At 44.5% G+C, this 15,129-nt stretch carries 14 protein-coding genes; 3 read left to right on the forward strand and 11 right to left on the reverse strand.

Annotation, left to right across the window (positions count from 1 at the left end):
- Window positions 1-46 precede the first annotated feature (46 nt).
- On the reverse strand, window positions 47-2,851 hold the full coding sequence (locus tag BUB92_RS04115) for a PAS domain S-box protein (RefSeq protein ID WP_073090479.1): 2,805 nt from the start codon (window positions 2,849-2,851) through the stop codon (window positions 47-49).
- Window positions 2,852-3,042: 191 nt separating this feature from the next.
- On the opposite strand from BUB92_RS04115, the gene BUB92_RS04120 reads away from it, so the two are divergent.
- From BUB92_RS04120 to BUB92_RS11695, 3 genes are read left to right on the forward strand one after another with little or no spacing between them, the layout of a single operon-like run.
- Window positions 3,043-3,468, forward strand: coding sequence for a Smr/MutS family protein (locus tag BUB92_RS04120; RefSeq protein WP_073090482.1), 426 nt, complete (start codon window positions 3,043-3,045; stop codon window positions 3,466-3,468).
- Between the two features lie 28 nt (window positions 3,469-3,496).
- A complete protein-coding gene (locus BUB92_RS04125; protein ID WP_073090557.1) occupies window positions 3,497-4,375 on the forward strand; it encodes an MBL fold metallo-hydrolase in 879 nt (292 codons plus the stop codon).
- A 13-nt stretch (window positions 4,376-4,388) separates the two neighbouring features.
- Window positions 4,389-4,532, forward strand: coding sequence for a hypothetical protein (locus BUB92_RS11695; RefSeq protein ID WP_200774199.1), 144 nt, complete (start codon window positions 4,389-4,391; stop codon window positions 4,530-4,532).
- Here BUB92_RS11695 and trpA read toward each other — a convergent pair.
- From trpA to BUB92_RS04175, 10 genes are all read right to left on the reverse strand, one after another.
- Window positions 4,510-5,301 (reverse strand): tryptophan synthase subunit alpha, encoded by a 792-nt coding sequence (trpA, locus tag BUB92_RS04130; RefSeq protein WP_073090484.1) that lies wholly within the window; start codon window positions 5,299-5,301, stop codon window positions 4,510-4,512. The genes BUB92_RS11695 and trpA overlap by 23 nt on opposite strands.
- Before the next feature lie 2 nt (window positions 5,302-5,303).
- The gene (trpB, locus tag BUB92_RS04135) at window positions 5,304-6,485 is read right to left on the reverse strand and encodes a tryptophan synthase subunit beta (protein WP_073090486.1); all 1,182 of its coding nucleotides are present in this window, start codon (window positions 6,483-6,485) and stop codon (window positions 5,304-5,306) included.
- A complete protein-coding gene (locus BUB92_RS04140; RefSeq protein ID WP_073090489.1) occupies window positions 6,475-7,095 on the reverse strand; it encodes a phosphoribosylanthranilate isomerase in 621 nt (206 codons plus the stop codon). The genes trpB and BUB92_RS04140 overlap by 11 nt, the downstream gene beginning before the upstream one ends.
- A 12-nt stretch (window positions 7,096-7,107) precedes the next feature.
- A complete protein-coding gene (trpC, locus tag BUB92_RS04145; RefSeq protein WP_073090491.1) occupies window positions 7,108-7,887 on the reverse strand; it encodes an indole-3-glycerol phosphate synthase TrpC in 780 nt (259 codons plus the stop codon).
- Window positions 7,881-8,927, reverse strand: a complete 1,047-nt coding sequence (trpD, locus tag BUB92_RS04150; protein ID WP_242938999.1) for an anthranilate phosphoribosyltransferase — start codon at window positions 8,925-8,927, stop codon at window positions 7,881-7,883. The genes trpC and trpD overlap by 7 nt, the downstream gene beginning before the upstream one ends.
- A 23-nt stretch (window positions 8,928-8,950) precedes the next feature.
- Window positions 8,951-9,538, reverse strand: a complete 588-nt coding sequence (locus tag BUB92_RS04155) for an anthranilate synthase component II (protein ID WP_073090497.1) — start codon at window positions 9,536-9,538, stop codon at window positions 8,951-8,953.
- The gene (locus BUB92_RS04160) at window positions 9,519-11,057 is read right to left on the reverse strand and encodes an anthranilate synthase component I family protein (protein WP_084728327.1); all 1,539 of its coding nucleotides are present in this window, start codon (window positions 11,055-11,057) and stop codon (window positions 9,519-9,521) included. The genes BUB92_RS04155 and BUB92_RS04160 overlap by 20 nt, the downstream gene beginning before the upstream one ends.
- A gap of 83 nt (window positions 11,058-11,140) precedes the next feature.
- The gene (locus BUB92_RS04165; protein ID WP_073090500.1) at window positions 11,141-12,577 is read right to left on the reverse strand and encodes an Rne/Rng family ribonuclease; all 1,437 of its coding nucleotides are present in this window, start codon (window positions 12,575-12,577) and stop codon (window positions 11,141-11,143) included.
- Window position 12,578: 1 nt separating this feature from the next.
- The gene (locus BUB92_RS04170; RefSeq protein WP_073090501.1) at window positions 12,579-13,256 is read right to left on the reverse strand and encodes a TIGR03936 family radical SAM-associated protein; all 678 of its coding nucleotides are present in this window, start codon (window positions 13,254-13,256) and stop codon (window positions 12,579-12,581) included.
- Window positions 13,240-15,093, reverse strand: a complete 1,854-nt coding sequence (locus BUB92_RS04175) for a TIGR03960 family B12-binding radical SAM protein (RefSeq protein WP_073090503.1) — start codon at window positions 15,091-15,093, stop codon at window positions 13,240-13,242. The genes BUB92_RS04170 and BUB92_RS04175 overlap by 17 nt, the downstream gene beginning before the upstream one ends.
- Window positions 15,094-15,129: the final 36 nt, after the last annotated feature.

A 15,129-nucleotide genomic window follows, 5' to 3' on the forward strand; every position in this document is an offset into this window, starting at 1 on the left:
TTATATTAAAATATTCGCTGCTTATCAAATTAAGCAAGCCAGTATTTTATTTATAACCTTTTTTCTTCAGAACAAATACAAACTCCTCCACCAGATAGGGATCGAATTGAATACCTGCACAGCGCCGGAGTTCAGCTATCGCTTCTTCAGGAGACAAAGCTCGGCGGTAAGGCCGATCATTAGTCATGGCATCATAAGCATCAGCAATACTTAAAATTCGGCATTCCAGCGGAATCTGATTGCCCCTGAGGCCCAGGGGATAACCTTTTCCATTCCACCATTCATGGTGTTTCAGTATCCAGTCGGCAATGAAAACCAGCTCCGGAGCGGCCAGAGCTATGCGGTAGCCGATCTCACTATGCCCTTTCATAATCTGGTATTCTTCTGCGGTTAAAGGCCCAGGTTTAAAAAGGATGGCATCAGGTATGCCTACTTTGCCTATATCATGAAATTGGGCAAAAATTCTCAGGTCATTTATAGTATTTTCCGGAAGCCCTAACTCCTCGGCTACGGCCACTACCAGATCCTGCATCCTTTCTCCATGTCCTTCAGTTATAAAATCCCTGGCTTCCAGGGCTTTAGTCAATGTCTGCACAATCGAGTTTCTTACGCTCTGCCCGCTGTGCAGTTTTTCCCGGTACATGGCATTGTCAGCCTGGCGGAACAGCTCCTGCATACTCGTATTCTCCGCCTCCCTGGCTGCATAGCCTATGGAAAGGCTTATAAGCATCCCGCTGTTTTTTTCATTATAATCTCTGATATTACTCCGGAGCCGGTTCACCGCTTTTTCTAACGCCTTGCGGTCAGTACCCGGCAAGAGAACAGCAAATTCGTCTCCTCCTACCCGGGCAATAGTATCCTCCCGACGGAAAGAATTGGTCAGCACCTCAGCTACAGATTTCAAAAGGCTGTCTCCCTTATCATGGCCTAAAGTATCATTTATAATTTTCAAACCATCCACATCACACATTATCAATCCTACCGGCATACTGCCGCTTTTCTCTACCCGCTGCATCTGTTCTTCAAAATAAAAGCGGTTATAAAGCCCGGTTAAGGCATCATGGCAGCTTAAAAACTGCAGCCTTTCTTCCGTTTTTTTCCACTCAGTAATATCGCGCCCTACTGATTGATAGCCGAGAAGTTTCCCCCAGCGGTCAAATATAGCCCGGTGAGTCCATTGCTGCCAGCGCACTTCTCCATCCGGCATTCTAACCCGGCTTTCAATATTACATACCGATTTCATAAGGTTAAGGGTCTGTAAAGCATTTTCCGTATATTCGCGATCTTTTTCATATACCAGGTCAATAAACTTCACCCGGGTTATTTTATCCCGGCTCATCCGGTAATAGCGGCAGAAGGCTTCATTGACAAAATCAATATTCCCTTTATCATCCAGACGCATGATAAGCTCTGTCTGGTCTTCCACAATCGCCCGGTACTTGGCTTCACTTATTTCCAGTTCTTTTAAGGCTTTTTTCTTTTCTGTTATGTCTTCAGCCAGAACCATGCCCCCGGTAATATTGCCTTCTTCATCAATTATAGGAGCAGCATTCATTTTTAAAATTATTTCCCTTCCCTCTTTATGGATAAGAGCCACCTCATAACTGCTGTCTTTACCCTGTTTCAGGCATTTATCGATTTCAACCGCTGCTTTGATATAGTCATCCGGAGCCACCAGTTCCAGCATATACCTCCCCAGCACTTCATCAAAGGCATAGCCTATAACCTCCAGGGAACGCTTATTGACAAAAGAAATGCGTCCGTCTTTATCATAAGTCAAAAAAAGCTCATTCATATTATCGATAAGGGTATTAAGATATTTAACCTGTTTTTGTAAATTCCTCTCACTCTTGCGCAAAGCCTCTTCCGCCTTCTTGCGCTCCGTAACATTGCGCACTATGCCGCGAAAACCTGTGATTTTTCCTCCTTCTATTATTGGCAGTACCGTACTTTCCACATAAAGAGAGCTCCCATCTTTTCTTCTGACTTCCCAGCTAAGTTCCCGCAATCCTTTGCCGGTACGGTAAACCTGGTTAAAAGCCTTGAAAACCAGGTTGCCGTTTTCTTCATCCATCAGCTTGCGAAAATTCAGCCCCTGAAATTCCATGCGGGTATAACCTATGTTTCCTATAAGGAAGTTATTGAAATATGTAAAATTCCCCTTTACATCTACTTCAAAGTATCCATCCTCTATATTCTCCACAATATAGCGGAATTTTTCTTCACTTTCCCTTAATATCTTTTCGGCCCTCTTCTGCTCGGTTATATCGCGTATAGTCTGGATAGCTCCTACCACATGATTTTTATAGTCTAAAAGGGGGGCTGCTTTACAGGAAAGACAGGCTCCCCCTGCTTTAAGCTGGGGAGAAAAAATTTCTTCATGCATAACCTCTATATGGGGCTTACCCGTAAAGCTTCCATTATCCACATTATACCTTCCCTTATGCAAAGCACGATCTATCAACATAGGCTGCCTTCGGCCATAAAAAGGAACCGCATAGGCATAATCCCCTTTTCCTACCATTTCCCTTGCTTTTATGCCAGTTAAATCTTCCATAGCCCGATTCCACATAGTAACTATTCCTTCACTATCGATGACAAAAGTGGGATCAGGCAAAAAATCAAGTATCATTTCTAATCTGTGATTAGCGTTAGCTAAGGCTTCTCTTGTCCTTTCCGCTTCCTCCAGCTGTTTCCTTAATTCTTCTTCCACTGCCAGTAGCTGTTCATTGGCTGCGATTAACTCCTGCTGTACCTGGGTAAATAAAATATAATTTTCGGAAGAAAATACCCCATCGGCAAATAATTTATACCATTCAGATACTTCTTTATCCTTATCGTGCCGAGGCAACTTATTTGCACCTCCACATACTTCCTGTTTTCAATCTATGCAGCAGATTTTCTTTTATGTTTTTTCGCTGTTAAATAGTTGATTCCTGCATTTTCCATGAATTTAAATATTTTTATCTACCTTGAGTATTGATAAACAGATGTTTATACTAAATCTAGATTTCCAATTCTAAAAAAGGAATGATTTGCGTAATGAGGGTAGAAAAGGTAGATCTGCACGGTTTAAGCTTGGCCGAAGCCCTGGAAAAAGTAGAAAAAAACCTTAACTGGTGTATAAAGCACGGAGTTGCTGTGATTGATATAGTTCACGGTAAAGGATATCACAGCAGCCGCAACTTTTCGGTTATAAAAAAAGAAGTTCGCAAAAGCCTGAAAGAAAACGAACTTATAAAGAACAGCGGCTATACCGTAATATACGGCGAATCTGATCTGCCCATTGCTTTAACTTTTGATGAAGGCCATACTTTAATAGTAGCCCGGGGGCTGGAAAACGAATATATCGGGGGGCGCAAACAAATAGAAAAAAACCTGGCCATATACTCTAAAGAAGGTAAAAAGCAAAGGAAGATGGCTAAAGAGATAAATGCCCAGAGGAAAAATTCCCGCAAACCAAGATAAGCTTAAAGAAGCCGAGGGGGAATTAGAAGTGATAGAACACATAACTGACGGGATATATCTTATTTCACCTGGAAAAAATACTATCTTTCCCTATTCTTTCTTTTTCTATATAGATGATGAAATCAAAACCTTGATCGATACTCCGCTTATACCCCAGCTTTTACAAAGCCTGGAGGGTAAAAAGGTAGACCGCATAATAAACACCCATTTTCACCGCGACCACTGCGGCTCCAATTATCTTTTTCCCGAAGTAGAAGTTTATGTTCATGAAGCTGACAGCCCGGCCATGCAGTCAGTAGAGACTTTTTCTCTCTATTACGGGTTTGATAAACACGGGGGTAGTGAGATAGCAAGAAAACTTCTTCCTTCATTTAATTACCAGCCTTCCCGTATCGACGGGAAATTAGTTCCTGGCGAAAAGGTGAAACTGGGGAAAATAGAGCTTGAGGTTATCCATACCCCGGGCCATACTCCGGGACACTGCGTACTTTTCTGGGAAGAAAAAGGTCTGCTTTTTGCCGGCGACATTGACCTTACCAGCTTCGGCCCCTGGTATGGAAATGAAGTAAGCGATGTTGATCAGACAATACAATCAATTGAAAAAATAATCGCTTTAAAGCCGGAAACCATATTATCCGGCCACCGGGGACTTATCAAAAAGGATACAGCAAAAGAGCTTAAAAAATATCGGGATAAGGTATATGCCAAGGAAGAAAAGCTTCTTAAAGCCTTAAAAACCCCGCAGACCATAGAAGAACTGGTAAATTTAAAAATAGTATACGGCCGTTTCCGTCCCCCGGAAGAACTCTATGCCTTTTTCGAAAAAGTATCCCTGCTTAAACATCTAGAAAGGCTCATGCGCCTGGGCATAGTAGAATATGACGGCAGGTATTATTATAAAAAATAAGGGAGGTTTTATTATGCGCTGTGCAAACTGTCCGATAAGAAAAAAAGCAGAGAAAAATCCGCATTCTCTGCTTTACCGCATATGGAAATGGCATACTACCTGGTGTCCCGGCTATCGTTCCTATCAGGCAAAGCTCAGCAGGAAACAGCCTTCTTGAACTTTCTTATCATGCTTTCTATTTCCTGAGGAAGCCTTCCCGGCTGGCTCATGTACTCTTCAATAACCGAAGCCAGCAGGCTTCCTACTACTAACGCATCTGTATAATCCTTAAACACCCTGGCCTGTTCTGGTGAAGAAATACCGAATCCTAAAGCCAGGGGAGAGATGCTGTTATTTCTAACCCGCAAGAGATAATCTTTTATTTCTTCTTCCGGCAGCTCTTGCATACCGGTGATCCCTCTTACCGACACACAATAGATAAAAGGGGGATTAAGACTATCTGCCTTTTTTATTCTTGCCTCCGGAGTGCTGGGAGCTACTAGAGGTATAACTTCAATATCTTTTGCCGTCAAACGCTCAAGCTCTTCTAAAGGCATATCAGGCACTATAACCCCTTCAGCTCCGATTTCGCAAATCCTGGTGCGAAAATTCTCTATACCCATCTGATAAACCGGGTTAAAATAGGTAAATATAACCAGAGGCATATGGATAATTTCTTTGACTTTAAAAGCAAACTCCAAACCTTTATCCAGGTTAAGCCCTTTTTCTACTCCCCGGTGGTGAAATTTTTCTATCATCTCCCCATCGGCCAGAGGATCAGAAAAAGGTATCCCCAGTTCCAATACATCACAGCCGCCCTGTTCTAAAGCTTTTATACAGTCCAGACATGTCTTTTCATCCGGCAAAAGCGACATAATAAAGGCAACTATCCCGGTAGTTCCTGTTGCTTTAAAATAGCGAAATCTTTCGCGCAGCCCTTTTATCATCCCTAAACCTCCTTAATCCCTGCCACCTGTTCTACATCCTTATCTCCCCGCCCGGAAAGATTTACTACTATCGACTGATCCGGACGCAGGCGAGGAGCCAGTTTACAAGCATAAGCTAAGGCATGGGCACTTTCCAGGGCAGGTATTATGCCTTCCAGACGGCTTAATTCATAAAAAGCTTTTAAGGCTTCTTCATCTCTTATATATACATACTCTGCCCTTCCTGTTTCCTTTAAAAAAGCATGTTCCGGCCCTACGCCCGGGTAATCAAGTCCCGCGGAAAGCGAATGCGTAGGTGCTACCTGTCCGTGTTCATCCTGTAAAAGCAGGCTCAAAGCCCCATGCAAAACCCCTTCCCTGCCCTGGGCTAAAGTAGCGCCATGGCAGCCGGGAAGAAGCCCTTTTCCCCCAGCTTCCACCCCTACAAGCTTAACCTCCGGCAGAGAAAGAAAAGGGTAAAATATCCCCATGGCATTGCTGCCTCCCCCTACACAGGCCACTATATAGTCAGGCATTTTGCCTTCCTTCTGGACAAACTGTTCTTTAAGCTCTTCTCCGATCACGGACTGAAAATCCCTGACCAGCATAGGATAGGGGTGAGGTCCTACCACCGAACCTATCACCATATGGGAATACTCAAAACTCCTTATAAAATCGCGGAAAGCTTCGTTGGAAGCATCTTTTAAGGTCTGGCTTCCTTTAGCTACCTTTACCACCTCGGCCCCCAGCATCTGCATACGAAAAACATTAAGCTTCTGCCTTTCCGCATCTTTAGCCCCCATATATACAGTACAGGCCATTCCCAGCACCGCAGCTGCCGTAGCTGTTGCCACCCCGTGCTGGCCGGCTCCCGTTTCCGCAATAAGCCTTTTTTTGCCCATATACCTGGCCAATAGCGCCTGACCCAGGGTATTGTTTATCTTGTGGGAGCCGGTATGGTTCAAATCCTCCCGCTTTAAAAATATTCTGGCTCCCCCCAGTTTTTCACTCAAACGGGACGCAAAATAAAGGGGAGATGGACGTCCGGCATAATCCTTCAGCATTGCCGCCAGCTGAGATTTAAACCTATCATCTTCCTGCAACTTACGATAACTCTTTTCTATCTCATCCAGGGCCGGAATCAGGGTTTCCGGCACAAACCTTCCTCCATAGCGTCCAAAATAACCTCTTGCATCAGGATACATACCTATCTGCCTCCTTAACTTTTTCCATAAAAAGCTTTATCTTTGCGGCATCTTTTTCTCCTGCCTGCTCAACCCCGCTTGATACATCTACCGCCAGCGGCTTTACCCTTTTTATCGCTTCCCCTACATTGGCCGCATTAAGCCCCCCTGCAAGGATAATATCTCTGCTCCCATAAAAGTCCCGGATCAAATTCCAGTCAAAGGTCCTGCCGCTTCCCCCTTTAAGACCATAAGCGGCTGTATCAAAAAGATAAGCCCATACCTTGAATTTTCGCACATCTTCCCGGCACAGCCTTTTTTCCACCCGCCAAGCTTTAATAACCGGATAATGAAGCTCTTCTACATATTCCGGGCTTTCATTTCCATGCAGTTGAACCAGATCAAGCTTACAGGTACGGGCAATATATGCGACCTCTTCTACTTTTTCATCCACAAAAACCCCTACTTTAACTATACGGTCTCCCAGATAACGGTTGATGCGGGCCGCATCTTCTACCTCTATCCGGCGCCGGGAAGGGGCAAAAACTTCCCCTATCGCCCAGGCTCCGTAGTTTAAAGCCGCTAAAGCATCCTTAAGGGTTTTTATGCCACATATTTTAACCAGGGTCATTTTTCCCCCTCCCTATGTCAAAAGCTCTCTCAATTTTTCCCCGGGGCAGGGAGAGGTAACCAGTCTTTCTCCTACCAGTACCGCATGATAGCCGCAGGCAGCAAGCCTTCTTACATCCTCCCTCCCCTTTATACCGCTGGCACTTATGCGTATAGTCGAAGGAGGAAGAAAATCAGCCAGTTTAATGCTGTTTCCTATATCCACCTTAAAAGTCTTTAAGTCGCGATTATTTACCGCTACCAGCCTGGCCGGCAAATCCTTAAGCCACCTTGCTTCCTCCCGGCTGTATACTTCTACTACCGGCTCTAATCCCAGATCTAACGCTTTCTCCGTCAGGGATAGAAGCTTTTCATAACCTAAAACAGCTCCGATAAGAAGGACCATATCGGCTCCTAAAACTGCTGTTTCATAAAGCTGTACTTCATGGATAATAAAATCTTTGCGCAAAACAGGAATACTGATTCTGCTTTTTATTTCCGGGATTAAACTCCTATCCCCCTTAAAAAAAACTTCTTCCGTAAGCACGGAAACAGCAGCAGCCCCGTTCTTTTCATAAACCAGAGCTGTTTTCACCGGATCAAGATCCCGGTTTAAATCCCCTTTAGCGGGAGAAGCCTTTTTTATCTCAGCTATAACCTGTACCTTGCCGGAGGGATGCTGCAGAAAAGAGGTAGGATTTAGCCTTTCTCTCCGGTTCCTATCCTTCTTTTCTATCTGGTATTCTCCTCTTTCATACCACGGCAAAAGTTTTTCTAATTCCCTTTTTTTCTCCTCTATTATCTTTTCTAACACACAACCACCCCATCCCGGCTGTAGCTTATCATCTGCCTCAGCTTTTCCCGGGCTTTGCCGCTGTCAATCGCTTCATAGGCCATTTTTATGCCTTCATTTATATCCCTGGCCCGTCCGGCTACTTTAAGGGCAGCACCTGCGTTTATGACTACTGCCTGTCTGGCCGGTATCCTTCTTCCTTCCAGCACGCCCAGGAAAATATCCCTATTGCGTTTTAAATCTCCTCCTTTTAACATATCCAGAGTTATATGGTGAAATCCCATTTCAACAGCATCCAGTTTGTAGGCATATATAACCTCTTCCCCCACTTCCAGGATATCCGTTCTTCCCTGGGGACTTATCTCATCCATGCCGTTTTCCCCGTGCACCACCATGGCCCGCTTCAAACCCATCTCCCTCAAGACTTCAGCTATCTTTCCCGTCATAGAAGCATCAGCTACTCCCATCACCTGATAGCTAAGGGAGCAGGGGTTTAAAAGCGGCCCCAAAAAATTGAATATAGTAGGAAAGCCTAAAGCCTTCCTTAGAGGAGCCACCTCCTTCAAAATCGGATGGTAATGAGGAGCAAACAGGAAGGTTATTCCTATCTCTTCCAGCATAAAAGCTGCCTTATCCGGGGAAATATTTATATTCACCCCCAGATTCTCAAGTATATCAGCACTTCCCACCTTGCCGGTTACCGCGCGGTTTCCATGCTTGGCAACCGGCACTCCGCAGGCAGCTACTACCAGAGCCGTAAGGGTAGAAATATTGAAAGTATTAAGCCCATCTCCCCCTGTTCCACAGGTATCCATGACTTCCATATCCACCTTGACCTTTACTGCTTCTTCATAGATCGCATCCACAAATCCTAAAATTTCATGGCTGCTCTCCTTGCGTGTCCGCATGGCTGCCAGCAGAGATGCTGCCTTAATTTCAGGAACTTCTCCCTTTAACAGCATTTTGGCTCCTTTGTAAGCCTCGTCATAAGTTAGAAATTCTCCGCTCACCACTTTTTTTACATACCTGTCGATCATATATCTCCTCTCCTCTCTTCTCATCTCATCTCTTCCTGCCAGATAGCTTATCTTTTAACCAGCTTACACCGGGTAAGCTTTATAAAATTGCCGATAATTTTTCTTCCCTCCTCGGTCATTATTGATTCAGGGTGAAACTGTACCCCCTCTACCGGAAAAATACGGTGTCTTATCCCCATTATTTCCCCTTCCCGGGTGCGGGAAGTTATCAAGAGTTCTGCCGGCAAAGCCTCCTCTTTTACCACCAGGGAGTGATAACGGGTAGCATAAAAAGGGTTTTTAAGTCCCTCATAGACCCCCTTGCCATCATGGTAGATAGGAGAAACCTTGCCATGCATAAGCCGCCAGTTTCTCTCCACTTTTCCCCCATAGGCACAGGCAATAGCCTGATGTCCCAAACATACCCCCAGTATCGGTATCCTGTCTCCCAGTTTTTCTATAACTTCGATACATATGCCGGCTTCTTCAGGAGTGCCGGGACCGGGGGAAATTATTATCCCTTCGGGAGAAAGGCTTTCAATATCTCTTATTTCAAGGAGGTCATTTTTATAAACTGCCACCTCTTTTCCCGTTTCCCTTACATACTGCACCAGATTGTAGGTAAAAGAATCATAATTATCTATAATAAGGATCATCTATTCTCTCCTCCTCCGCCTGCTTTATAGCCAGAACCAGGGCCTTAGCTTTATTCACCGTTTCGGCAAACTCTTTTTCCGGCACCGAATCAGCTACAATCCCCGCTCCGCTCTGCAGGTAGTAAACCCCATCCTTCTTCCACACTGCCCTTATCGTTATACAGGAATCAAGATAACCGTCAAAATTTATATAGCCTACCGCCCCTCCATAAAAACCGCGCGGCTCTTTTTCCAGCTCGGCTATAATCTCCATCGCCCTCCGCTTGGGAGCCCCGGTTAAAGTTCCGGCGGGGAAACAGGAAGCAAAAGCATCCAGCGCATCTTTGCCTTCTTCCAGTATCCCTTTAACGGTTGAGACTATATGCATAACATGGGAATAGCGCTCCAGCTTAAAAAATTCTTCGACTTCCACCGTTCCCACCCGGCTCACCTTTCCTATATCATTACGCCCCAGGTCAACCAGCATAAGGTGTTCGGCCCTTTCTTTTTCATCCCTGAGCAGCTTCTCCCCCTCTTCTTTCCGGGGTCCCTTCTCCTTTATCCTGCAGGTTCCGGCAATCGGCCTGGTTTTAATTACCCTCTTATCCACCTTTACCATCATCTCCGGCGAAGCTCCCATTAACACCTCATGGGGAAGGGATAGGAAAAACATGTAGGGAGAAGGGTTTATCCTGCGCAAACAGCGGTAAACCTTTTTTTCATCTGCTGAGCTTTTCTTCCACAGGCGGCGGGAGAGCACCACCTGAAATATATCTCCTTTTCCTATATACTCCTTCGCCCGGTTTACCATACGGCAAAAAGCTTCTTTATCAACATTCTCCTCAAAAGAGGCAAGAAAAAGGTCATCTTTTTCCCCCGCATAATCTAACCTTTCTTCCTCCCGCAGACTTTCCCGGGCCTTTTGCAAAAGAAGGTCAAGTTCATCATAAGCCGTCTTAACAGCAGGAAGGTTATTTTCTTCTTTAGTCAGCCATACAAAGCCGTAAAGCTTTTTCTCCTGCCGGTCATAAACTACTACTTTACGGGGCAGGAAAAAATAACAGCTCCTCGCATCCGGTTCCGGGACCGCAAGCCCCTCAAAAACCAGCCCGGCTTCATAGTTAAAAAAACCTATAAGTCCACCATAGAAAAAAGGAAGATTCAGCCTGTAGGCTTTAACCCGGTGTAAAAATTCTTTAATTTTATTTATACTTTCATCGTGTAAAGGGGAAACTAACACCTTTAAGGCATGAAAAGCCAATATTGAATAGCGGTTGTTCTCCCTCCCGCTTAAACTCTCCAGGACACAGGCAGGAGAAGGAGGTTTTACCTTTTCATAGCAGGCAAAAAGATCCAGGTCATCTGCCGTAAGACAGGCATAAAGAGGCACATAATCATAAAAGAAAAGCAAATCCTTTACTTCCTCCGGAGAAAAAAATACCTTTCCCCCGGATAAAGGCAAACAAAAACCAGCATGAACCGACATGCTGGCAGGAAAATACCCATACCGGCTCATCTCATCCTGCTCCTCTCTTCTCATCTCAACTCAACTCATCTCTTCGCAAATCTAGTATTTAATTAGTATTTATTAAAAACAAAAAATATACCTTTGTCAAGCATTTTTTATTCATTTTTTTCACTGCTGGCATATATCCTGTATTCATAAAGAGGTAAATCACTATTGGCAACCAGCTTTATCTTTTTGCCGCTTTTCTTTTCGATATAGGCTAAATTGGACTCATCATTAGCTACAAACTGCAAAAGCTCGGGATGGGCTTCACATACTATAAAGGGGCTTTCTAAATAACCCATATGGGTAAGCTTGCGTTTTATTTCACAGGCCAGGGCAAAGTTATTTATTCTCCTTCCTCTCCCCCCACAGGCATGGCAATCCTGGGTAAAAAACTCGGAAATGCCATAGCGCGATTTTTTGCGGGTCATTTCCAAAAAGCCCAGGCCGGTCATGCCTATTATGCGGGTATGAGCCTTATCCTTGGCCAGTTCTGATCGTAAAACCTCCAATACCTCCTTTTCGTGTTTTTTATCTTCCATATCTACAAAATCTATTAAAATTATTCCTCCTATGCTCCTTAACCTTAACTGCCGTGGTATTTCCTGAGCTGCTTCCAGATTAAGTTTGAAAATAGTCTCATAAAAATTGTCTTTACCCGTATATTTGCCGCTGTTTACATCTATTACAGTCATAGCTTCAGTTTCATCAATTATAAGATACCCTCCGCTTTTCAGCCAAACTTTCCTTTTCAAGGCTTTGCGGATATCTTTATCCAGCCCGTATTTGGCAAAAAGATCCCCTTCTTCATACTGCACCAGTATGTTTACATGCGCTTTCTTGCTTATAAAATCAGCTACCTTTTCCTTTAGTTTAGGGTTATTTATAACTACCCTCCTGGTGCTGCCATCCAGATAATCCCTTAAAGTGCGATCCAGAACATCTATATCTTCATAGATAAGACAGGGAGCTTTCGCTCTCTCATATCTTTTTCTTATATCATCCCATACTCCATAAAGGCTTTCTAGCTCGCTTTTTATGTCTCCCTCCTCAGCCTCCCGGCAGGCAGTCCGCACTATAACCCCCATATTCTGAGGATTATTTTCTTCTACTATGGCTTTTAACCTTTTACGCACCTCGTCATCAGTTATTTTGCGGGAAATAGATATACCGCTTTGAAAAGGCAGGAGTACCAGCAAATGCCCGGGCAGACTTATATCACAGGTAACCCGGGCTCCTTTCTCGGAAAAAGCTTCTTTTTTCACCTGCACCATTACTTCCTGACCGGTTTTTATGATCTGGAAAACATTAAGGCCGGCTTTTTTCCCCTCTACTACTATATCCCCGGCATACAAAAAAGCATTTTTGCTAAGGCCGATGTCGACAAAAACACAGGACAGGCCAGGTAATACATCTTTTACCTTTCCTTTGTAAATATTGCCCACATTTTCCTCTTCATTAGCCCAAAAAACTTCTACCAGCCGGCCATCTTCAACTACCCCTACCCGCGATTCCCAGGGGTATATCTCCACAAAAATCTCTCGGTTCATCTTAAATCACCTTTTCTAAAGGAGTGTAGAAAAAGTCTCCTTCTTTGATATAATTTCCGCTGCGATAAACATCAATTATATCGCGGGCGGCAATACCGGTAATCGTCAATAAATCATGCAGTTCATCATACCTTACATTGACCGGATCCCCGGTAGCTACCCATATGTTTAAGAAAGCAAGCTCATTTTCCAAACTGGTTTCTATTTTAAAAATCCCTGCTCTTAAATCTTTTTCGGCATCTTTTTTCTTTCCCCTGCTTTTTACCGGCAGCCTTTCGGCCTGCCAGATTCTTTCCTGCCATTCTTGCCAATCATAACCGCTGCGCAGCACAAAGGTATAGGAAGCGGAATTGATTATCTTCATAAGGGAAGGAGCTTCTTCCGGGATTATCCGGGCTTTATTTATCCTAACCCCTTCTGGTAAAACCTCATTCATCCTCTCCTTAAAATACTCTTCCCCAATATTTTCGGCCATCTCTACATCCATATATTCTCTCATCCCCCACAAGCCTACAGGCAAAACGGTTCCCAGGGAAAGTTTGATATGGGGATTAAAACCTTCGGTTAAGGCATAAGGGAGAGAAGATCTGCGCAAAGCCCGTTCCATAAGTCTCATCATCTCCAGGTTGGAAAGAAAGCGCAAATCAGGCCCCAAACGGTACTCAGCTCTTAGGCGCAATTTCTCTTCCCTCCTTTATATCTACTTTAACCTCCAAACGGGGGCATATCCCGCAGCCGCTGCATTTATCATGCCGGCAATCGAGGGTAAGCTCTCCTCTAGCCGCCTTCTCATTCTCCTTGCGGAGAAAAGCCTTGGTCACCCCTATATCAATAAAATCCCAGGGAAATACCTCATCATAAGAAGGCCGGCGCCGCGTATAAAAATCAGGATCAATACCTGCCTCATAGAATGCTTCTTGCCAGAGATCAAAACGGAAATATTCACTCCAGCCATCAAACTTGCAGCCTTTTTGGTAAGCCAGATAAATAGCCCGGGACAATTTGCGGTTGCCGCGGGAGAATACTCCTTCCAGATAGCTGGTCTGGCTGTCATGGAAACTTAATTTTATGCCTTTCTTTTTCTCCCTTAGCATGTACCTCTTTTTGGTTTCCAGTTCTTCAATGCTGGCCTGAGACTGCCACTGAAACGGGGTATGGGCTTTAGGAACAAAACAGGAAAGGCTTCCCCTCACCTCTACTGCTCTGCGGGCATATTTTCTTCCTACATCCCGCACCTTTTCCATAAGTTCAATTATGCCATCTAAATCCTCCTCCGTCTCATAAGGAAGTCCTATCATGAAATAAAGCTTAACTGCATTCCATCCTGACTGGAAGGCAGCTTCCACGGCATCTAGAAGCTGTTCTTCGGTAACATTTTTGTTTATGATATTGCGCATCCTCTGGCTTCCTGCTTCCGGCGCTAGGGTTAAAGTCGTCTTTCTTACCTTTTGTATCTCATTGGCCAGGTCAACAGAAAACGCATCTACCCGCAGAGAAGGCAGGGATATGCCTATGCCTTTCTTGCCATACTGAGCCACCAGTTCCCGGGCCAGCCTTTCTATCCCTGAATAATCAAGACTGCTCAAAGAGGTGAGGGAAATCTCCTCATAACCGGTATTTTTAATCTGGTTTTCCGCCTGCTTTTTAAGGGTAACAATACTCCTTTCCCGGGAAGGCCGGTATACTATACCAGCATGGCAAAAGCGGCATCCCCGCTGACATCCCCGCATAACCTCTAAAACCGCCCGATCATGAACTATACTCATATAAGGCAGTACAGGTTTTTCCGGAAAATAGGCTTTATCCAGGTCTTTCACTACTCTCTTCCTGACCTTTTCCGGCACCCCTGGCTTTTGCGGATACATCCTTTTCAGGGTGCCATCAGGGTTATATTCCACCTGATAAAAAGCCGGCACATATACCCCTTCTATTTTAGCCAGCCTTAACAATCTCTCCTCTTTTTTTAAGCCGCGCGTGGCATAAACTTCATCCAGGAATTCAGGCAGGAGTTCCTCCCCGTCTCCTATCAGGAATACATCGATAAAATCCGCATAAGGTTCCGGGTTAAATACTACCGGGCCTCCGGCTACGATGAGAGGATACCTTTCATCCCTTTCCTCGGCCCACAGAGGAATGCCTGCCAGATCGAGCATATTTAAAATATTGGTTATCGCCAGCTCATACTGCATGGTAAATCCTACCACCTCAAAATCCTTAAGGGGCCGATAAGACTCCAAGGTGTAAAGGTGAATGTTTTCCGCACGCATAAGTTCTTCCATATCTGGCCAGGGAGCAAAAGCCCTTTCCAGGAGATGATCCGTAGTTTCATTTATCAAACCATAAAGTATCTTTCCTCCTATATGCGACATACCTACTTCATAAACATCAGGAAAGCAAAAAGCCATCTTAACCTTAGCTTTATCCCAGTCTTTACGGATTATATTCATCTCATTGCCCATATAGCGTACAGGTTTGGAAACCCGGGGCAATATATCCTTAAAAAGCTTTTCCTTCATAATCAGCCTCCATTTTGCCGGCAATATTTAAATAGC

The organism is Thermosyntropha lipolytica DSM 11003 (genome assembly GCF_900129805.1).
Lineage (GTDB): Bacteria > Bacillota > Syntrophomonadia > Syntrophomonadales > Syntrophomonadaceae > Thermosyntropha > Thermosyntropha lipolytica.